At 64.1% G+C, this 18909-nt stretch carries 21 protein-coding genes and 1 tRNA gene; 4 read left to right on the forward strand and 18 right to left on the reverse strand.

Features of this window, described 5'->3' with window-relative positions:
* Window positions 1–657: 657 nt before the first annotated feature.
* Complete coding sequence (locus CXR43_RS16265; protein WP_246831436.1) at window positions 658–1644, reverse strand: agmatinase; 987 nt, start codon at window positions 1642–1644, stop codon at window positions 658–660.
* A gap of 180 nt (window positions 1645–1824) precedes the next feature.
* Between CXR43_RS16265 and CXR43_RS16270 the strand changes: the two genes are divergently transcribed.
* Window positions 1825–2199 (forward strand): bactofilin family protein, encoded by a 375-nt coding sequence (locus CXR43_RS16270; protein WP_103336143.1) that lies wholly within the window; start codon window positions 1825–1827, stop codon window positions 2197–2199.
* Between the two features lie 53 nt (window positions 2200–2252).
* Here the strand turns inward: CXR43_RS16270 and CXR43_RS16275 are convergent, their stop codons facing one another.
* The 6 genes from CXR43_RS16275 to CXR43_RS16300 all read right to left on the reverse strand — a co-directional run bounded on the left by CXR43_RS16275 (window position 2253) and on the right by CXR43_RS16300 (window position 8323).
* On the reverse strand, window positions 2253–2687 hold the full coding sequence (locus CXR43_RS16275; RefSeq protein WP_103335949.1) for a PaaI family thioesterase: 435 nt from the start codon (window positions 2685–2687) through the stop codon (window positions 2253–2255).
* Window positions 2688–2743: 56 nt separating this feature from the next.
* The gene (locus CXR43_RS16280) at window positions 2744–3910 is read right to left on the reverse strand and encodes an MFS transporter (RefSeq protein ID WP_103335952.1); all 1167 of its coding nucleotides are present in this window, start codon (window positions 3908–3910) and stop codon (window positions 2744–2746) included.
* Entirely contained in the window at window positions 3907–5391 is a 1485-nt protein-coding gene (locus tag CXR43_RS16285; protein WP_103335955.1) for a carboxypeptidase M32, read from the reverse strand. The genes CXR43_RS16280 and CXR43_RS16285 overlap by 4 nt, the downstream gene beginning before the upstream one ends.
* Window positions 5388–6551: a heme A synthase gene (gene ctaA / locus CXR43_RS16290; RefSeq protein ID WP_103335957.1), complete on the reverse strand. Its 1164-nt coding sequence runs from the start codon at window positions 6549–6551 to the stop codon at window positions 5388–5390. Before ctaA ends, CXR43_RS16285 begins: the two co-directional genes overlap by 4 nt.
* A 441-nt stretch (window positions 6552–6992) precedes the next feature.
* Window positions 6993–7463, reverse strand: coding sequence for a hypothetical protein (locus CXR43_RS16295; RefSeq protein ID WP_103335960.1), 471 nt, complete (start codon window positions 7461–7463; stop codon window positions 6993–6995).
* Between the two features lie 122 nt (window positions 7464–7585).
* Complete coding sequence (locus CXR43_RS16300; RefSeq protein WP_103335963.1) at window positions 7586–8323, reverse strand: RNA methyltransferase; 738 nt, start codon at window positions 8321–8323, stop codon at window positions 7586–7588.
* A gap of 114 nt (window positions 8324–8437) precedes the next feature.
* Here CXR43_RS16300 and CXR43_RS16305 point away from each other — a divergent pair, with 114 nt between their 5' ends.
* Entirely contained in the window at window positions 8438–9058 is a 621-nt protein-coding gene (locus CXR43_RS16305; RefSeq protein ID WP_103335966.1) for a thiamine phosphate synthase, read from the forward strand.
* On the opposite strand, the gene olsA is transcribed toward CXR43_RS16305, so the two are convergent.
* From olsA to CXR43_RS16320, 3 genes are all read right to left on the reverse strand, one after another.
* Window positions 9030–9896, reverse strand: coding sequence for a lyso-ornithine lipid O-acyltransferase (gene olsA / locus CXR43_RS16310; protein WP_103335968.1), 867 nt, complete (start codon window positions 9894–9896; stop codon window positions 9030–9032). The genes CXR43_RS16305 and olsA overlap by 29 nt on opposite strands.
* Complete coding sequence (gene olsB, locus CXR43_RS16315) at window positions 9893–10678, reverse strand: L-ornithine N(alpha)-acyltransferase (RefSeq protein WP_246831437.1); 786 nt, start codon at window positions 10676–10678, stop codon at window positions 9893–9895. The genes olsA and olsB overlap by 4 nt, the downstream gene beginning before the upstream one ends.
* Window positions 10679–10822: 144 nt before the next feature.
* Window positions 10823–10996 carry a DUF3553 domain-containing protein gene (locus CXR43_RS16320; RefSeq protein WP_103335971.1) on the reverse strand — a complete coding sequence of 58 codons (174 nt, stop codon included), beginning with the start codon at window positions 10994–10996 and terminating at the stop codon, window positions 10823–10825.
* A gap of 32 nt (window positions 10997–11028) precedes the next feature.
* Between CXR43_RS16320 and CXR43_RS16325 the strand changes: the two genes are divergently transcribed.
* Window positions 11029–11628 carry a histidine phosphotransferase family protein gene (locus CXR43_RS16325; protein ID WP_103335974.1) on the forward strand — a complete coding sequence of 200 codons (600 nt, stop codon included), beginning with the start codon at window positions 11029–11031 and terminating at the stop codon, window positions 11626–11628.
* Between the two features lie 86 nt (window positions 11629–11714).
* On the opposite strand, the gene CXR43_RS16330 is transcribed toward CXR43_RS16325, so the two are convergent.
* The 8 genes from CXR43_RS16330 to CXR43_RS16365 form a co-directional block, all read right to left on the reverse strand.
* Window positions 11715–12962, reverse strand: a complete 1248-nt coding sequence (locus tag CXR43_RS16330) for a glutamate-5-semialdehyde dehydrogenase (protein WP_435530817.1) — start codon at window positions 12960–12962, stop codon at window positions 11715–11717.
* 81 nt (window positions 12963–13043) lie between these two features.
* Window positions 13044–14171, reverse strand: a complete 1128-nt coding sequence (gene proB / locus CXR43_RS16335) for a glutamate 5-kinase (protein ID WP_103335980.1) — start codon at window positions 14169–14171, stop codon at window positions 13044–13046.
* Window positions 14159–15181, reverse strand: a complete 1023-nt coding sequence (gene obgE, locus CXR43_RS16340; RefSeq protein WP_103335983.1) for a GTPase ObgE — start codon at window positions 15179–15181, stop codon at window positions 14159–14161. The genes proB and obgE overlap by 13 nt, the downstream gene beginning before the upstream one ends.
* A gap of 122 nt (window positions 15182–15303) precedes the next feature.
* Window positions 15304–15837: a GNAT family N-acetyltransferase gene (locus tag CXR43_RS16345; protein ID WP_168219864.1), complete on the reverse strand. Its 534-nt coding sequence runs from the start codon at window positions 15835–15837 to the stop codon at window positions 15304–15306.
* 4 nt (window positions 15838–15841) lie between these two features.
* Window positions 15842–16405, reverse strand: coding sequence for a GNAT family N-acetyltransferase (locus CXR43_RS16350; protein WP_103335989.1), 564 nt, complete (start codon window positions 16403–16405; stop codon window positions 15842–15844).
* A 234-nt stretch (window positions 16406–16639) separates the two neighbouring features.
* On the reverse strand, window positions 16640–16909 hold the full coding sequence (rpmA, locus tag CXR43_RS16355) for a 50S ribosomal protein L27 (protein ID WP_103335990.1): 270 nt from the start codon (window positions 16907–16909) through the stop codon (window positions 16640–16642).
* A gap of 13 nt (window positions 16910–16922) precedes the next feature.
* Window positions 16923–17378, reverse strand: a complete 456-nt coding sequence (rplU, locus tag CXR43_RS16360) for a 50S ribosomal protein L21 (RefSeq protein ID WP_103335993.1) — start codon at window positions 17376–17378, stop codon at window positions 16923–16925.
* Window positions 17379–17585: 207 nt separating this feature from the next.
* Window positions 17586–18482 (reverse strand): DUF2059 domain-containing protein, encoded by an 897-nt coding sequence (locus CXR43_RS16365; protein ID WP_103335996.1) that lies wholly within the window; start codon window positions 18480–18482, stop codon window positions 17586–17588.
* 183 nt (window positions 18483–18665) lie between these two features.
* Here CXR43_RS16365 and CXR43_RS16370 point away from each other — a divergent pair.
* Window positions 18666–18755 (forward strand) — tRNA-Ser (locus CXR43_RS16370).
* Window positions 18756–18909 lie beyond the last annotated feature (154 nt).

Raw genomic sequence — 18909 nt, forward strand, 5'->3', positions numbered from 1 at the left:
GCCAGGATCAAACTCTCAAGTTGAAAAGTTCCGAAGAACTTATCCTTGACGTCGAACCTTCGCACATCTGCCTGCATCCCTTAAGGACACAGGTCTTAACAATTCATGTGCTCAAGTTACCGAAGTAACCAGAACCCACAAACCGTGAAGCTTTCCCCAGGTCATCGGTCGGTAACCTCTCGGTCACTCCCCTGCTGGGCAGATATGCTACGTGTCAGACGCCGATGCGCCCAAACCGCCCACATATCCCTTCATCACTTTCAATTTTCAAAGAGCAAGAAGACAAAAATTTCAGGACCACCAATTTCTTGGTGCTTCCTGCAACCGTACCTTCAGATGTCTGCGTCGAACTTCCATCGTCGCCCCGTCGCTTCGTTTTCTGCGTTTCCGCTTGTCTTCCGCTTCGGTAAGGCGGTGTTTAGGCCCAGCTTCCAAAAGCTGCAAGAGGAAATTTTCACATCCCTGTCGTTTTTCTCGGCTACCCTTTATTTTCTTGGGTGAAATGCGCAAACTTTCTGCAGCCTGCACAGCCTGGCCGCGTCCGCGGCACCCGATTTTGCCCCCCGATCCGCCGAATCCTGGCCCGACCGGCCGAATCTGCCACCAAAGATTCGCCGAATCTGCCCGACTCGCTCCCCCGCGCGGCTGCCGCCCTGCCTATTGTGCGGCCAGGACCGCTCCGGCCATCACACACAACAGCTCGAACATCACCGTCGCCCCAAGATAGGCCGTGGCCCCGTTCACATCGAAAGGCGGCGAGACTTCCACCACATCCGCCCCCACGATCCGCACGCCCGCCAGCTCCCGCACCACCTGCAACGCCTGAAAGCTGTTTGGCCCCCCAATTTCCGGCGTCCCGGTGCCCGGCGCATAGGCCGGGTCGATGAAATCGATGTCATAAGAGATATAGGTCTCCCCCTGCCCCGCCCGTGCCCGGGCCTCGGCCATCACATCGGCCACCCCGCGCGCATGGAACTCCTCGATCGCAATCACCCGGATCCCCACTGCCTCGGCAAAGTCGCGGTCCTCGCGGTCATAGGCGGTGCCCCGGATGCCGATCATCGTCACGCGGTGCGGGTCCAGCAGCCCCTCTTCCACCGCGCGGCGGAACGGCGTGCCATGGGTGTAGAGGCTGCCGTTGAAATAGCTGTGGAACAAATCAGTATGGCTGTCGAAATGGATCATCCCCAGCCCGCTCGGGCTATGCGGGCGGTTCCGGGCCAGCGCCCGCAGGATCGGCAGACTGCACAGATGATCGCCCCCCGCCGTCAGCGGCACGATCCCTGCGGCGCGCAGACGGGTATAATACGCCTCCATCCGCGCAAGACTGTCCATCAGATCCGCCGGGTTCGGCCCCACATCGCCCAGATCGGCGCAGCGCACCGTCTCGAACGGCCGCACGCCCGTGGCGGCATTCTCGGCCCGGATCATCGTCGATGCATCGCGCAAGCTGCGCGGCCCGTGCCTCGGCCCCGGCCGGTTCGTCGTGCCACCGTCCCAGGGTGCCCCCACCAACCCGATCTGAACCTCCTCAAAGCGGGGATGGTCCGGCGTCACCACCGGCAGCCGCATGAAGCTGGCCACGCCGGCGAATCGTGGCAGATCAAATCCCGACACGGGCACAAAGAACGGGTCCATGGTCAAACGGGCACTCCTTCTGTTTTCAACCTGACCGCGATCAAAACACCCCTTCCCCGTCCTGTCAGGCCCGTGCGCGACATCGAACCGGCCAATGAGCGCCCGTTTGCCGATGATCCGGCCTGCAGCCCTTGACCGATGGGTCCCCATAAGCCCTTATCGACCAAAGCCATCAACGGACGGATCATGTTCAACAAGACCACAGACCAGACAGCCCCCCCCTCGGGTGGTTCGCCCGCGCGCCCGTCGAACACCAAATCCGTGTTCTCCAGCGATCTCAAGATCACGGGTGAGGTCACCTCAATCGGCGATATCGAGATGCTGGGCGATATTGACGGCAACGTAACCGCCCGCAGCCTGATCGTCGGTGCCGAAGGCCGGATGAGCGGCACCATCACAGCGGAAACCGTTGACGTGCGCGGCAAGGTCGATGGTCAGATCAGCGCAAACAGCTTCACGCTGCGTGCCGCCGCACAGGTCGCGGCCGACATCACCTATCACACGCTGATCATCGAAAGCGGCGGCCAGATCGAAGGCCATTTTGCCAAGCACAAGACCTGAAGACGGTCAGCGCTGACCCAAGGCCAGACCGGCCCCCGCTTGCGGGGGCCGTTTCAATTCGGGCCCGTGGCCTTTGGCGGAATCGCATAGGTCAGCCCCGCCCGCGCCACCGGCTCGGCCCCGCCTTCCGAAAACAGCAGCACATCGCCCACCGCCAATGTGCGCCCCAGCTTGAGCACCCGCGCCTGCGCCAGCAGATCCACATCTGCGCGCGGCTTGCGCATGAAATCCATCGCGCAATTCGTCGTGACCGCGAGCGCCACCGGGCCGATCCGGCTCAGGATCGCCAGATACATCGCCACATCCGCAAGCCCGAACATCGCCGGGCCAGACACCGTGCCACCCGGCCGCAAATGCTGTGCCGTCACCCGAAGCCTCAGGGTCACCCCGGCCAGATCGGCGCGCTCAACCTGGAAATCTGCGGCAACCTGCCCGAAATCGCGCAGCAAAAACGCCTGCAAGGCCGCTGCATCCATCTGAACTGTCATCCTGCGCTCCCCTTTTTGCTTTCCCCTGCCGCACCGTCAGCCGTGGCATGGTCCTCCTAGCGCCGCAGCAGCAAAACCAAGGCCCCCAGCGCCAAGATCAGCGCAGCGCCAACCAAGGCCAGCGGCCCGCCCACCGTCATGATCCATGTTCCCAACACTGGGGCCACCGCCGTTGCCACCATCGCCGGCAGCGAAATCGCCGCCGCCGAGGCTGCGTAATCGGCAGGCCCATTCACCTCGGAAATCAACAGCGGCTTCAGAATGGTCAAAATCCCCATGGCCGCGCCCTGCACCGCCGCAAAGGCAAAGACCAAGGCCACCCCGCCCCCCGACAGCAGCAGGAACACCGGCCCCGCCACCATCGCCAGAACGGTGAACATCGATGCCACCCGTGTCTGCATCCGCGCGCCTGCCGCCATCAGCGCAATCCGGCCCAACACCTGCGATGGCCCGATCAGCGCCGCCGCCGTCACCGCGCGCCCGTCCGCCACCCCCATTTCGGCCAGCAAGGGCCGCATCAGACTGACCAGCATCCAGTGATCCAGGTTCAGCAGCGCAAACAGCGCCATCAGCCCCAGCACCCCGGGCCGGGCCAGGATCACCCGCCATGACGCGCCTGCCGCTGGCTTTGGCCCCCCCCGCACCCGCCCGCCGCCCAAGGCATGCGCGCCCCAGACCTGCAACGGCAGCATGACGCAAACCACAGCCGCCACCGCCGACCAGACGGCAATGCGCCAGCCAAAGGCCTCTGCCAAGGCCGCGCCCGCCGGAAAGGCCAGGGTGGATGCCAGCCCCGCCACCAGCGTCACCTTGGTAATCGGTGCCCGTGCCTGATCGCCAAAGCGCCGGATCAGCAGGGCAAAACACACCTCATACAAGGTGGCCGATGCCGCAGCCCCCAAACCCACAAAAGCCGCAAGATAGACCAGCGGATGCCAGGCCACCGCCAGCAGTGCCAAAGCCGCGGCCCCCAGCACGGTGCCAAACCCCATCAGGCGCAGCGCATGCCCCCGGTCCACCCAGCGCCCAACCTGCGGCGATGCCAGCGCCGTCACCCCAATCGCCAGAAACGGCCCCAGCGCCAGCACGCCATTGCCCCAAGGCAACTCCCGCTGCCAGACCAGCACCAGCGCGGCAAAGATGTAAAAGAAACATGCATAGCCAAGCGTCTGCCCAAAGGCCAAGGCCCAGACCGCCACCTGTTCCTTGCGCGCCAGTGTCACAGCCGGTAAATCGCCCCGAACTTGGCCTCAAGATAATCCAGCAACGGCCCTTCGCTCGGTTCAAACCCACAGGCCAGCGCCACCACCTCGCGCGGCTCATACAATCCGCCGTGCCGTTGCAGGTTTTCGCGCAGCCACGCCGTCGCGGGCCGGGCATCTCCGCGCGCCAGATGATCATCCACATCCGGCACGGCGCGGCGCATCGCCACGTTCAGGCAGCCCGCGTAAACATTGCCCAGTGTGTAGGTCGGGAAATAGCCAAACAGGCCAACCGACCAATGCACATCCTGCAACATCCCTTGGCTTGCCCGTGGCACCTCAACGCCGAAATCAGCCTTGAAACGGTCATTCCACGCGGCCTCCAGATCGCTGACCGCCAGATCGCCCCGGATCAGCGCGCGCTCCAGATCAAAGCGCAGCATCACATGCAGGTTATAATGCACCTCATCCGCCTCGGTCCGGATGAACCCGGACTGCACCCGGTTGACCGCGCCATAGAACGCATCCGCATCCGGCACGCCAAATCCGTCAAACCGGCTTTGCATCTGGCCGAACATCCACCCCGTAAAGGCGCGCCCCCGGCCCAGCTGGTTCTCATAGATCCGGCTCTGGCTTTCATGCACCCCCATGCTCACCCCCGCCCCCAGCGGGGTCAGCCGGTAATCGGGGTCGATCCCCAGCTCATAGCAGGCATGCCCCACCTCATGGATCGTCGAGTAAAAGCAGTTGAACGGATCGCTCTCCACCACCCGCGTGGTGATGCGGGCATCATCGCCAGAGCCCGAACTGAACGGATGCACCGCCAGATCCAGCCGCCCCCGCTCCCAGTCATAGCCAAAGGCCGAGGCCAGATCGCGCGCCATCCGCATCTGCGCGTCCTGCCCGAAATGCCCCGCCAGCGGCGCGGGCTGATGGCTGGCCCCCATGACCGCCCCGCGCAAGGCCACCAGCCGGGGCCGCATCGCCTCAAACATCCGGCCAAGCGACTCCGCCGTCGCCCCCGGCTCATAATCGTCGATCAGCGCATCATACAGATCACCGCCCTGCGCCAGACAGGCTGCTTCCTCGCGCCGCAGCCGGATCACCTCGGCCAGGGTGGGCAAAAACGCCGCCACATCATCCGAGGCCCGCGCCTCGGCCCAGATCCCCTGCGCCCGGCTGGTCAGCCGCGCCAAGGCCTGTGCCAGCGCGCCCGGCACCTTAGTCGCCCGCTGATAAGACCGGGTGATGTGGCGCAGGTTGGCCGCCGCCACCGCATCCGCCGCCACCGCCTGCGCCAGCCAGTCTGCAATTCGCGGATCGGTGCGCCGCGCGTGCAGCACCCCCTCCATCGCCGACATCTCTTCCGACCGCTGCTCGGCCGCCCCGCGCGGCATCATCGTCTCCTGATCCCAGCCCAGACGCCCGGCAACCTGTGCCAAAGCCTCAGTCTCGCGCTGGAATGCCATCAGATCGGCGTAAGCCGTCGTGTTCACAGTCATGCCGTGCCCTTCCGGATCGACCCGGCGAGCGGGTATTGTGACAGATAACGCGCGCGCAGGATCAGCACCCACAGGAAGACAGCCCCCAGCTGATGGGTGATCGCCACATGCAACTGCGCCGCCGTCAGCACGGCCCAGATGCCAAGCGCCACCTGCGCCAACATCATCGCCATCACCATATGGAACGCAAACCGCGTCGTCGCATGCGCCGATTTGCGCCCGCGCAGCCAGACCACCACGCCAAAGGCAAAGAGCCCATAGCCCGCCATCCGGTGCAGGAACTGCACCAGCCCGGGGTTTTCAAAAAACGCATGCCAGACCGGCAGACTGCCGCCCTGCCCGTCCGGCACATAAAACGCATCCGCCGGGAAGAACTGCCCGTTCATATCCGGCCAGGTCGGGAAGGCGCGGCCCGCATCAATCCCCGCCACCAGAGCCCCCAGCACGATCTGCAGAAACGCAAAGTGCATCAGCCCGGTCGACAGGGAAAACAGCTTACCCTCCCGCGTGCGCCGCGCCTGCAACAGCGCGGCCTCCGACCGCCCCAGCAGGAACACATACCAGGCAATGAACCCCAGGATCACAAAGGCCAGCCCCAGATGCGTCGCCAGCCGGTAAGACGCGACCGAGGTCATCGCCCCGGTCAGGCCAGAGGCCACCATCCACCAGCCAATCGCGCCCTGCAAACCGCCCAAGGCCCCGATCAGCACCAGCCGCCCGGTCCAGCCCGGCGGGATGCGCTTGGTCGCCCAGAAGAACAGGAAGCCCACGGCCCAGACCAGACCCACGGCCCGCCCCAACTGCCGATGCCCCCATTCCCACCAGTAAATCACCTTGAAGGCCGACATCTCCATGCCCGCATTCATCAGCTGATACTGCGGGCTGGCACGATATTTCTCGAATTCCGACAGCCAGTCGGCCTCGTTCATCGGCGGCAAGGCCCCGGTCACGGGCCGCCATTCGGTGATCGACAGGCCAGAGTCGGTCAGCCGCGTCAGCCCCCCCACCACGATCATCGCCATGACCATCAGAAACAGCACGATCAGCCAGATCCGCACCGCCCCCCGCGCGCCCTTGGGCCCCGCGTCGATCAGGCTTCCCTGCGGCGTGGGGGCCACCTTGCCGCCCACCTCCTCGAAAATGCTGCGCTTGCCCGCCATAACCCGCCTCATACCTTGCTGGCGCGGACACTAGGCCGGGGCCTGAATGGCTTCAAGGGGGGTGCGGCGATGGGGATGGGGGGCAAGCCTGTGGGTGAATAGCCATTTGCGTCCTGTCGCTTCTTCTCTTGGCCCGGAATCAAGGCGCGCAGCGCCGCCGGGCCGCGCCCGACCTCCCCCCGGGAGGGCGCATTGCAACCGTTCCGCCCAGAACTCCAGTGGAGGTAAGCCGAACCATAAACCGCCTAGAACCAGCGTCGGCGCGCCATCCCGAGGTCGGGCGCGGCCCTGTGTTGCAAGGTCCGTAAAGATGCAGGTCATCCGGAAAGAGATGAGCGACTTTTAAAATTGATTGCCCGATGCCAATCCTAGGCTGCATAAGCGTGACCCGATTTCCAAGCCGATACGAGGAACGGTCAAGACATCGGCAAACACAGCGCCCTACCCCCCGCCAAACCCTTCCGGCACCCGCCGCCCCTCAACCCCCGCCATCCCCGCGTCCTCCAGCAAGTCCGCCAGCATCGCCTCCACATTCTGCCCCGCCGCCGACAGATGCGCCCAGATCTCGCGCGCGGCGGGCGCAATGCGCGGCTCCTGCACGGCCCGCGCCGTGTGCAGCCAGACCGCCAGCCCGTCGCTGCTCACATAGTCGCGCGCCTTGCGCAGTGCTGCGATCTTCGTCTGCGCCGCGCGCACAAACCGCGCCACCTCTGCCGGTTTCCAGCTGGCAAGCGTGGTCAGGTCCACTCCTTCCGCCAGATAGACCGCCGCCCAGAACTGCGCGGCGGCGGCGTGTTGCTCCACCGCATGGGGTTTGCCCCCGGCCAGCCGGTCCGCCACCGCCTGCGCCTCATCCACCAGCGCCTTTACGGCCTTTTCGATCTGCCAATTGCCGAAATCCGTGCCGGACATCGCATGTCCCCTTTCAAAATCATCAGTCTGACACAAGCGAAGGTGTTAAGAATTCATGAATCCCACACAGCCAAGCCATTGATTTCAATAAACATCAAAGGCTGTAACACAGGGGGAAGCCCTCACTCCCCCTGCTGGCGCAGACGAAAGGCGATCTGGCGCAGCATGCCGTGAAAGGTCTGCACCTCGGCCCGGGTCAGGCCCAGCCGGGCCCACATGTTGCGCAGGTTCAGCCGCATGTTGGCGGCCTTGGTCTCGGGAAAGAAGAACCCCGCCGCCTCCAGCCGTTCCTCAAAATGATCGGCCAGCTTTTCCACCTCCACCCGCGCCGCAAACTCGGTGCGGGCCAGTTCCATCACCTCGGGGGCCACCGCCACCGTCTGGCGGCGCCATTCATAGCCCATCAGCAGGGCGCATTGGCCCAGGTTCAGGCTGGGAAACTCGGGGTTGACCGGAACGGTCACGATGGCATTGGCCAGCGCCACATCCTCATTCTCCAGCCCCGCCCGCTCCGGCCCGAACAGAACGCCCACCTTCTTTCCTTCGGCCGCCATCGCGCGGGCCATCTCCATCGCCCGTTCCGGTGTGACGACGGGCTTGACCAGCTCGCGCGGGCGGGCGGTGGTCGCGAAAACATAGTCGCAATCCCCGATCGCCGCCGCCACATCCGGGAACAGCCCCGCCTGATCCAGCAGCCGCCCCGCCCCCGACGCCATCGCCACCGCCTTGGGGTTGGGCCAGCCGTCGCGCGGGGCCACGATCCGCATCCGGGTCAGCCCGAAGTTCAGCATCGCGCGGGCTGCGGCCCCGATGTTTTCGCCCATCTGCGGGCGGACGAGGATGAAGGCTGGTTCAATCATGCTGGGCACCCCTTATTCTGCTGGCCTGTTACGCCAGCCGATCCCTGCGGGCAAGTGATGGTCAAGCCCGGAAAAGGCTGGTAAGCCAGCCAAAACCCGCCGCGAGGACATGTCATGGCCGCAGAAGACCGCCCGCAGATCACCCTGATCACCCCGCCCAGCTTTGATCTGGATGTGTTTCCGGCCCAGCTTGCCGGCGTGCTCGATACGGTCGAGGTGGCCTGCCTGCGGATCGCGCTGGCCAGCAAGGAGGAAGACAACCTGCTGCGCGCGGGCGACGTGCTGCGCGAGCTGGCCCATGCCCGCGACGTGGCGGTGGTGATGGACAGCCACCTGCTGCTGGTCGACCGGTTGGGGCTGGACGGGGTGCACCTGACCGACGGCGCCCGCACGGTGCGCAAGGCCCGCAAGGATCTGGGGGCGGATGCGATTGTCGGCGCGTTCTGCGGCCCCACCCGGCATGAGGGGATCAGCGCGGGAGAAGGCGGGGCCGATTATGTAGCCTTCGGTCCGGTGGGGGTATCTCCGCTCGACCAGGGCACGCAGGCCGCGTTCGAGCTGTTCGAATGGTGGTCGGAAATGATCGAAGTGCCGGTGATCGCCGAAGGCGCGCTGACGGCCGAGCTGATCGAGCGCTTTGGCCCTGTCACCGATTTCTTCGCCATCGGGTCCGAAATCTGGGGCACGGATGACCCCGTTGCAGCCCTCAAGGCCCTGCTCGCCCCGCTGGGTTGACTGGCCGTTTCACATCAGCGCCCGGACCCTGACCGGGATGGACGGTGGCGATCACCCGTTCGCAATAGCTGGCAAGCTCTTTGCGGCCGGGAAAAGCATCAACCGGCACGGCTGGGTGGAAGACCACTTCGACACGGCCCTGCCTGCGCGCTGACAGGACCGCGACCAGATGCCCGGCAAAGGTCATATCGCCCCACCAGCCATAGAACCTCGCATCTTGCCCCTCGGGCGCGTGATAAACCAGGGTGACCGGCTGAATATGCATCTCTGAGTCAAGACCATGCGTGAAGAATGCCGCAAACAGTGTTGATTTGAATGGTAAAACCCGAATACTGTCTGTCGATGTGCCTTCGGGAAAGAACACCAGCCGATGGCCCGCGCGCAACCTGTCCTCGAACAGTTGTTGCTGGCGCTTGGCCTCGGTCCCCTTGCGGGAGATGAAAACCGTTCCGGTGGCACGCGCCAGCCAGCCAATGCCCGCCCAACCCGACACTTCGGACTTGGCCACAAAATACATCGTTGCACAGGCGTTCAGGGCAAAGATATCCAGCCACGAGCCATGATTGGCCACCATGGCACCACGGTGGGGCATCGGCCGGCCCTGCATCGTCAGCCCGATGCCCATGATCGCCATGGCCGCCCGGCAGACGCCCTGGGTAACCCGGGGAGTCCAGGGCCGGCGGGCGCCGAACAGCGGTCTTTCGACACCGCGCAGCAAAAGCAAGACCAGCAGCCCGCCATAGGTGACCACGCCCAGAGCGGCGGCACGCAGGCCAAAGCGCAACCAGCCAAGCGGCGTAACGGACGATCGGGGTGGCGGTTCGGCAGACCAGTTCACCCGGCTTCCCCCTTGCGCGTGTAGAACTGCTTGTGCTTGGCGCTCATGTTGTCGGTGTCCATCACCAGACAGACATCCGTCGTGTTGAAGGCATGATCGACAAAGACGCCCTCACCGACAAATCCACCCAGGCGCAGATAGGCCTTGATCAGCGCGGGCGTCGCTGCAAGTGCTGCGCGCCGGTCAATGGCTCCGGCGGGCAGCAGGCAGGGCTGCGCATCCGCCCCATGCGCCCGCACCCGCAGCGCAGGCGGTGCAAGATGGGTGTGGTGCAGATAGGACAAGGGGGTGGCCAACCGGGCAAGATCCGTGCCCGGAAAGCTTGCAGACCCGAACAGGATGTCGATCTCGCGCTCGATCACATAGCGGGCCAGCGCATTCCACAGGTAAAACATCCCCGTACCACCCCGGTGATCGGCATGGATGCATGAGCGTCCCAACTCCAGCAGCTTGCGGCCCGAAGTCTTGAGCCGGGTCAGGTCGAATTCGCTCTCGGAATAAAACCGGCCGATCTGCGCCATCCGGTCACAAGGCAGCAGGCGATAGACGCCGACGACATGATCGCCCGCGTCAGCATCGGCCATGCGGTCCACCAGCACAAGATGATCAAAGACCGAGTCGAACTCGTCCCGCTCTGATTGCGCCGCATGGTCGACCCCCGGCCCATCGGCCCCCAGTTCCTCGACAAACACCCGGTATCGCAACCGAAGCGCCGATGCGATATCGGCCGCCTGCGTTGCCAGACGCACCTCATAGCGATCTTCCAGCTGTCTTTTCGTCACAGCACCGTCTCCCGCTGTGGCCTTAACCTCTGGTTAATAAAGATGGCGATAAAACCAGATGAGGGGCAAGACAATGGCCATGGACAAGACGCCACGTCTTGGCTGATCCTTGCCATAAGGTGAGGCTGGCCCGGTCTCATGTTCCTAAACGCCGAACACCGGCACAAGTTCGATCTGGCGACCATCTATCACCACCTTGCCTGCATGTTCAAAATTCACCGTGATGCGCCCGCCGATGTTTGACTGCACTTGTCCCACCCCCCAGTCCGCCCGCTCTGGATGACGCACCATCATGCCCGGTTCCAGAATTGCATTCATCCTTCACTCCCTTTTCCATCAGGATTTTGCCGATGTCTGACAAACCTGATCTGAGCGCCCTGTTGGGCTCGCGCATTTGCCACGACCTTATCAGCCCGATCGGTGCCATCAGCAATGGGGTAGAGCTGTTGATGATGGATGGCAAAAGCAGCAGCCCCGAGCTGACGCTGATTGTGGACTCTGTTGCCAACGCGACCGCCCGGATCCGGTTTTTCCGCGTCGCCTTCGGTGCGCCCGGTGCAAGCGAACATCGCATCGCCCGCGCCGAAGTCGTGAACATCCTTGGCGACCTGACCCGCGGCTCCCGGCTGAGCATGGATTGGCAGTCCATGAATGACCTGTCGCGCCGCGAGGTGAAGCTGGCATTCCTGGCCATCCTGTGTCTGGAAAGTGCGATGCCCCATGGCGGTACCTTGCTGATCGAACGGGGCGAGACGCGCTGGACCCTGCGCGGCGAAGCGGCGCGCCTGCGGATCGACCCCGACCTGTGGGAGCTGTTGTCCAATCCGGCGGCTCAGGTTGATATCGGCCCGGCTCAGGTGCATTTTGCCCTGATGCGCGATGAAGTCGCCCGCCAGCACCGCCGCCTCTCGGTGGAGGTCAGCGATAGCGTGGTACGCCTGTCCTATTGATCGGGGTCGGCGGCAGCGCATGGCGCTGGTCTTGGCTCAACCGCAGGCACGGATGCAATGATCTTGCGGGCTGATGAGACCGGCCGTCAGGCGCGGCAGGTGCCATCCCCCCGCACCAGATACTTGAAGCTGCACAGTTGCTCGGCACCGACCGGGCCCCGCGCATGCATCTTGCCGGTGGCGATGCCGATCTCTCCGCCCATGCCGAATTCCCCCCCATCCGCGAATTGGGTCGAGGCATTGCGCATCAGGATCGCGCTGTCGAGCCGGGTCATGAAGCGATCCGCCGTCGCGTCATTCTCGGTCAGGATGCTTTCGGTGTGGCTCGACCCATAGCGCCGGATATGCGCAATCGCGCCATCCACCCCATCGACCAACCGGGCCGCGATGATCATGTCCAGAAACTCGCGGCCAAAATCATCGGGGGCGGCCTGCACGGTACCCGGAATGGCCAGCAATGCGCCTTCGGCGCGCACTTCCACCCCGGCGGCCAGCAGATCCTCGATCAGCACGCCACCATGGCGGTCGTAAAAGGCGCGGTCGATCAACAGGCATTCCGCTGCCCCGCAGATGCCCGTCCGCCGGGTTTTCGCGTTCAGCACCACCGCGCGCGCCTTTGCCAGATCGGCCTCACCATCGGCATAGATGTGGCAGATGCCTTCCAGATGCGAAAACACCGGCACCCGCGCCTCGCGCTGCACCAGCCCCACAAGTCCCTTGCCACCCCGCGGCACGATCACATCAATATAGGCCACCGCCTGCAACATGGCCGACACCATCGCGCGGTCGCGGGTGGGGATCAGCTGGATCGCGGCCTCGGGCAGACCGGCGTGGCGCAATCCCGCCGTCATGCACGCATGAATCGCAGTCGAGGAATTGAAACCTTCGGACCCGCCGCGCAGGATCACCGCATTCCCGGCCTTCAGACACAGCGCCCCGGCATCCGCGGTCACATTCGGGCGGGATTCGTAGATCACGCCCACCACGCCAAGCGGCGCGGCCACGCGCTGGATGTGCAGGCCGGATGGCATGTCCCATTCCGCCAGCACCCGCCCGACAGGATCGGCTTGCGCCGCAATCGCACGCAGCCCATCGGCCATGGCGGCGATGCGCGCCTCGTCCAGCCGCAGCCGGTCCATCATCGCGGGCGACAGGCCTTTCTCTGCGCCAAATGCCCTATCCAGCGCATTGGCATCGACAATGGCCTGACGCCCGGCCCAGAGCGCGTCAGCCGCAGCTTCAAGGGCTGCCTGCTTGCTACGGGGCGAGGCAAAGGCCAGTTCTGCCGCCGCATCGCGCGCCGCCGCACCGATCTGCCCCATCAGGTCATTCATCTGCCCGTCCATTGCGAAAGCCCCATTATCTGTTCACAAATATCCCGGGGGTCCGGGGGCAGAGCCCCCGGGGGTCCCCCCTCAGACCACCATATCATCCCGGTGCACCAGTGCTGCCCGGCCCTCATAGCCCAATATCCCGGCAATATCGCCCGACCTGTGCCCGGCAATCGCCTTCGCTTCAACGGCGGTATAGCGCACCAGCCCCTTGCCCAGCACCACGCCGTCCGGCGACAGGATCGACACCGGCTCGCCGCGGCCAAAGCTGCCCGTCACCCGGGTGACTCCGGCCGGCAACAGCGATTTTCCGGCCCGCAGCGCGGTCACGGCGCCTGCATCCAGCACCAGTTCGCCACGCGGCTTCATCGCATTGATCCAGCGTTTGCGTGCCAGTTGCGGATCGGCCTGCGCCACGAACCAGGTCCGCTGGGCGCCCTTGGCCAAAGCCGACAAGGGCCGCAAGACCGACCCTTCCATGATCGCCATGGCACATCCCCCCGCAATGGCGGTCTTGGCGGCCAGCAGTTTGGTCTTCATGCCGCCCTTGGACAGTCCGGAAATCGGGTCGCCCGCCATCGCCTCGATCTCGGGCGTGATGTGTTCGACCAGATCAAACCGCTCTGCGGTCGGGTCTTCCTTTGGATTGGCGGAATAAAACCCGTCGACATCCGACAGCAAGATCAACTGATCCGCCCCCACCGTCACCGCGATCTGCGCGGCCAAGCGGTCGTTGTCGCCAAAGCGGATCTCATCCGTCGCCACCGTGTCATTCTCGTTCACGATCGGCACCACGCCCAGACCCAGCAGGGTTTCCATCGTCGCGCGGCTGTTCAGATACCGGCGGCGGTCGGTGGTATCCTCCAGCGTGACCAGCACTTGCGCGGTGGTGATGCCATGCGGGGCCAGCACCTCCTCATAGGCGCGCGCCAGACGGATCTGCCCGACCGCAGCCGCCGCCTGCGATTGTTCCAGCGTCAGCACGCCATCCCCAAGCCCCAGCACCTTGCGCCCCAAGGCGATGGACCCCGAGGACACCAGCACCACATCGCTGCCGCGCACCTTGGCTTCGGCCACATCCATCGCGAGGGCCGACAGCCAACCCTGTTTCAACCCGGTGGCGCGATCCACCAGCAAGGCAGAGCCGATCTTGACGACCAGCCGTTTGGCGGTGCGGATATCGGGGGCGTGAAGCTGGGTCAGGGCTGCCACGGGCCGGTCTCCTCTTCCGGAGCCTCACCCTGGATGGTGCCGTAAATCGCGCGCAGAACGTCCTGCAACCCCTTGCCTGCAACGCCAGAAATCACATGCACCGGACCACCGCTGGCTTTTTCCAGTGCGCGCCTGCGGTCGGAAATCTGCTTGGCGTCCATCGCGTCGCATTTGTTCAGGGCCACGATCCGAGCTTTGTCCCCCAGCACCTCGGAATAGGCCTCCAACTCGGTGACGATGGTCTTGTAATCCTTGGTGATGGTGCTTGACGTGCCATCGACCAGATGCAGCAGAACCTTACAGCGTTCGACATGCGCGAGGAACTGCATGCCCAGCCCGCGCCCCTCGGAAGCGCCTTCGATCAGGCCGGGAATATCGGCCATGACGAATTCAGCGCCATCCACACCCACCACCCCCAGATTGGGTATCAAAGTGGTAAAAGGGTAATCAGCGATCTTGGGCCGGGCGTTCGACACGGCGGCCAGAAAGGTGGACTTGCCGGCATTGGGCAGACCCACAAGCCCAGCATCAGCGATCAGTTTCAGGCGCAGCCAGATCGTGCGCTCCACCCCTTCCTGCCCCGGATTGGCCCGGGCCGGTGACCGGTTGGTCGAGGATTTGAACCGCAGGTTGCCCCAGCCCCCATTGCCGCCCTGCGCAAGGATGACCTTTTGCCCGACTTCGGTCAGGTCGGCAATGATGGTTTCCTCGTCCTCGTCCAGAATTTCGGTGCCCACGGGCACGCGCAGCACGATATCGTCGCCGGTCTTGCCGGTGCGTTGCGCCCCCATGCCGGGCTGGCCGGATTTGGCAAAGAAATGCTGCTGATAGCGGAAGTCGATCAGCGTGTTCAGGCCATCCACGGCCTCTACCCAGACAGATCCGCCATTGCCGCCGTCGCCGCCATCCGGGCCGCCGAATTCGATGAACTTCTCGCGCCGGAACGACACACAGCCGCCGCCGCCGCCGCCCGAGCGGATATAGACTTTGGCGAGGTCGAGAAACTTCATGGGACAAGACTTTCGAAAAAACGGTGGAATGCGTCAGACGCAGTTAAGCCTTGCGATACAGGATCGGGGGCCACACCTCAAGCGCGCGTGGTTTACTGGCCCAAAGCAAGCAGAAGTGGCACTCACTCCACCGGACCAGACGGTCGGCCATGCCGGGCCAGAAAGCTCTGCCGCGGCAGGACCAGATCGACATGATCCATATCCTGCCCCAAAGGACGACAGAACTTCCTGCTCCGGCCCGCTTCTGCAAAGCCAAGCTTTTGCAAAACCCTGGCTGAGGGCAGGTTGCCGACGAAATAGCCCGAGGTGACCGGCCCCCGATAGAACTGGAACACCGCGCCCAGCAGCGCCACCGCCGCCTCTTGCGCATAGCCGCGGCCTTGCGCGTGGCGGGAAATCCAAAAGCCAAGCTCTGCGCCGCCACCGATCAACCCCGCGAAGCCCTGATCATCATGGATCGAAAACGTCTCCCCCTCCGGCGCGGTTGCGACATAGGTTTTAAAGTCTTCGGCAGGATAGGGATAGGGCGTGGTGGCAAGCCAGCTGGCAATCTCGGGATCGTTCAGCCCCGAGATCACGCCAGCCTCGTCGGCAAGACAGAGCGGCCGCAACCGCAGCCGCGCCGTCTGTAGCCAGATGCCCGCCGCCTGCCCCATCCTGTCATCCCAGCTTGCGGATATAGGTCCAGGTCGGAACCCGCGCCCCACGTGCCACGCTAAAGGTTTCCGCATCCCCCAGATACTGAAAGCCGGCGTTGGTCAGCACGCGGGCAGAGCCGGGATTGTCCTGAAAGACCTCGGCGAACATGGCCCGGTTGGCCTGCGGATTGGCATCCACCAGCGCCTGTACGGCGGCAGAGGCAATCCCAAGGTTCCAGAACGCCGGCGCGACCCAATAGCCGACCTCGGACTGGTCACGGTTGTATTTCTCGACATCCATGCGCTTGAGGCTGATCACGCCCAGAACTTCGGGCAAGGACGACTGGCTGCCATCCATGACCCAGATGTCTTCATCTGCCGGGCGCTTGATGGCGCGCGTCACAAAACCCTCAGCCGCGCCGGGCGGCAGCGGGTGCGGGATGGAATGCGTCGCCTCTGCCACGCGACGGTCGCCGGCATACATCGCAAAAAGACCGGCATCCGACTTGCGCACCGGGCGCAGAATAAAGCGGCCCGCGTCTATCACGGGCTGTGCCGCCGCAGCGTCAACAACGTCTAGTGTCATGGCTTCCCTCCTTTGAAGCGCATGAAGGGCCCACCTGGCCCCGCAAGAACAATCAATCCTCCACACCGCCCTCCGTGCCGGAAGACAGTGCATACACCCGCAGCCACCCTGTCAAAGCCTCATGGCAGAACAATGAATGTCCGCGTGCAAATCCCGGAAAAGTCGCGGAAAATGCGAAAAGGGACCGGCCCTTCGGCCGATCCCCCTTTTACATGTCTGATGTAAAAGTCCGGCTTATTCGGCTGCCTCTTGGGCTGGCAGGACGGAAATGAAGGTACGGCCCTTCATGCCCTTCTTGAAGGTCACCTTGCCCTCGACGGTGGCGAACAGGGTGTGATCCACGCCCATGCCAACGCCTTCACCGGGGAACCAGGTGGTTCCGCGCTGACGCACGATGATGTTGCCCGGAATGGCCAGCTGACCGCCAAACAGTTTGACGCCCAGACGACGGCCCGCAGAGTCGCGGCCGTTGCGGGATGAGCCGCCTGCTTTCTTGTGTGCCATGGGGGATTACTCCTTATTCAGCAGCAGCTTCGGCGGCTTTTTTGGCGCGCTTTGGCTTGGCGGGGGCTTCGGCTGCCGGAGCGGCTTCGGCGTTATGAGCGGCGCGGCGTGCATCGGCGGTGCCGGTGGCGGCAGCGACGCCCGACTTGTCGGCACCCGAGGCCAGGACCTCGGTCACACGAACCAGCGTCAGGTGCTGGCGATGGCCCTTGGTGCGCTGCGACGAATGTTTCCGGCGGCGCTTCACGAAGTGAATGACCTTGTCGCCCTTGATCTGCGCGATCACTTCGGCCTGAACCGCAGCGCCGGCCACAAAGGGGACACCAACGGTCACGGACTCGCCGCCGACCATCAGGATATCGTTGAACTGGATCTTGTCACCAGCATTGGCGGCCAGCTTTTCAATGCGCAGAACGTCACCCGCCTGCACCTTGTATTGCTTGCCACCGGTCTTGAGGACCGCGAACATGGGTCTTTCCTTTTCATTACCCGCGTCCTGCGGCTCCCGTCAGCGGGAATTTGTGGGGCAAGCCCCGCCTTCGGACAGCGCGCCCCCTTCGGGACGTCATTGCAAATATAGACCCGGCCAAGAGTCGCATCTTTGCCGGGATGCGGGCTTATCGGGGGAATCTCAATCGAAGTCAAGCGTCAGCACCGGGCCACCCGCCTGGCGCGATCAGATATCCTCGCCCTGCATCTGGCTGGAGACAGCCCGGCCCAGATCGTAGGAGATCTGCGTGAACACGACGTCATAGGCGGCAAACAAGGCTGCGTTCAGCTTTCGGCCGGCCTGGGTGGCAGAAAACGCAATATAAGCCTCCAGCTCCTCGCCCGACAGCGGCTGATAGGCCAGCGACAGGAAGGGAAACAGCCAATCCGTGGTTTCGGCGCGGACATCCGGTTCCTGGCCCCAGACATCGGCAAGCATCTGCTCTTCGGTCATCTCCTGCGGGAAGGCCCCGCTTTCAGACATGCCGCGATAAAAAGCCAGATTGGCATTCATCGCACCCATGACATTCGATTCGATCAGGTCATTCGTCTCGACAAAGCGGGTCAGCGCATCGACGCGGGCGCCCCCCTCGGCCCGCAGATCTTCCCAGGCGAGTTTCGCCGCATCCTCGACATCTTCATCCATCAGCGCCCGGCGCGCCTCAACTTCCAGCCGCAGCACGGTCTGGCCAAGATCGGAGCCGAAAAACTCCTCGATCTGGTCCAGATCAGCCCCGGCCCCGGCCAGGCTCTGCTCGAGGGCGGCATCAAACCGGCTGCGCATCGTGGCGGAGTCGTAAATCAGCGCCACCACCGCATCCCATTGGGCGCCCGCCTTGTCGGGAAACATCTCGGTGGCAAGCGTCTGCCCGTATTTCAGCCCCTCGTCGCGCATCACGGCCATGACATCGGCCATCATCAATGTATCGGTCAAGGCCGAGACCCGCGCCCCACCAATCGCAGGGGCCTCCTGCCCCAGCGAAACCTGGGCCCGCGCGGCGCCTGTGGCAACCGGCGCGAGGGCCAGTCCCAGCCCCAAGGCGACGGAAAGTCCAAGCGAGGCAAAGGCGAATGGCGCAGACATGGCAGACCTGACATCATGAGGGGCGGTTCCAAAACAGCTAGTGCTTTCTCGACCGCTTGCCAAGTCAGCCCGCCGCACGCCCGCGTGAACGGCAATGATACGCCGAAACAATTGCACGAATGGGGGCTTGCAAGCGACCAAAAGGGCGGTTAGGAACCGCCGCACGAAGACCACACCAAATGCGGAGAGGTGCCGGAGTGGTCGATCGGGGCGGTCTCGAAAACCGTTGTGGGTTTGCGCCCACCGTGGGTTCGAATCCCACCCTCTCCGCCACTTGCCCCCGCGAAAGCGTTCTCCCGATCCGGCTGCGGCCGGATTTTTCCGTTGTTTTCGGGGGTTATGCGGGAGAGGCTGAGCACTGGTCCTTGCGTCACGAGGCCCGGAAGTGTTCTCCAAGAGCCGATATTCTCTAAGGCTGACGACTGCC

It is taken from the genome of Pseudotabrizicola formosa, from assembly GCF_002900965.1.
Lineage (GTDB): Bacteria > Pseudomonadota > Alphaproteobacteria > Rhodobacterales > Rhodobacteraceae > Pseudotabrizicola > Pseudotabrizicola formosa.

Excerpts from the sequence above, each read along its gene's own strand:
- CXR43_RS16285 (WP_103335955.1), bottom strand. The coding sequence starts at position 5,391 with ATGACTGTGAACACGACGGCTTACGCCGATCTGATGGCATTCCAGCGC.
- CXR43_RS16365 (WP_103335996.1), bottom strand. The coding sequence starts at position 18,482 with ATGTCTGCGCCATTCGCCTTTGCCTCGCTTGGACTTTCCGTCGCCTTG.
- CXR43_RS16325 (WP_103335974.1), top strand. The coding sequence starts at position 11,029 with ATGTCTGACAAACCTGATCTGAGCGCCCTGTTGGGCTCGCGCATTTGC.
- CXR43_RS16300 (WP_103335963.1), bottom strand. The coding sequence starts at position 8,323 with ATGATTGAACCAGCCTTCATCCTCGTCCGCCCGCAGATGGGCGAAAAC.
- CXR43_RS16275 (WP_103335949.1), bottom strand. The coding sequence starts at position 2,687 with ATGACAGTTCAGATGGATGCAGCGGCCTTGCAGGCGTTTTTGCTGCGC.
- rplU (WP_103335993.1), bottom strand. The coding sequence starts at position 17,378 with ATGTTCGCGGTCCTCAAGACCGGTGGCAAGCAATACAAGGTGCAGGCG.
- CXR43_RS16330 (WP_435530817.1), bottom strand. The coding sequence starts at position 12,962 with ATGAATGACCTGATGGGGCAGATCGGTGCGGCGGCGCGCGATGCGGCG.
- CXR43_RS16295 (WP_103335960.1), bottom strand. The coding sequence starts at position 7,463 with ATGTCCGGCACGGATTTCGGCAATTGGCAGATCGAAAAGGCCGTAAAG.
- CXR43_RS16270 (WP_103336143.1), top strand. The coding sequence starts at position 1,825 with ATGTTCAACAAGACCACAGACCAGACAGCCCCCCCCTCGGGTGGTTCG.
- rpmA (WP_103335990.1), bottom strand. The coding sequence starts at position 16,909 with ATGGCACACAAGAAAGCAGGCGGCTCATCCCGCAACGGCCGCGACTCT.
- CXR43_RS16305 (WP_103335966.1), top strand. The coding sequence starts at position 8,438 with ATGGCCGCAGAAGACCGCCCGCAGATCACCCTGATCACCCCGCCCAGC.
- obgE (WP_103335983.1), bottom strand. The coding sequence starts at position 15,181 with ATGAAGTTTCTCGACCTCGCCAAAGTCTATATCCGCTCGGGCGGCGGC.
- CXR43_RS16350 (WP_103335989.1), bottom strand. The coding sequence starts at position 16,405 with ATGACACTAGACGTTGTTGACGCTGCGGCGGCACAGCCCGTGATAGAC.
- CXR43_RS16320 (WP_103335971.1), bottom strand. The coding sequence starts at position 10,996 with ATGAATGCAATTCTGGAACCGGGCATGATGGTGCGTCATCCAGAGCGG.
- ctaA (WP_103335957.1), bottom strand. The coding sequence starts at position 6,551 with ATGGCGGGCAAGCGCAGCATTTTCGAGGAGGTGGGCGGCAAGGTGGCC.
- CXR43_RS16345 (WP_168219864.1), bottom strand. The coding sequence starts at position 15,837 with ATGGGGCAGGCGGCGGGCATCTGGCTACAGACGGCGCGGCTGCGGTTG.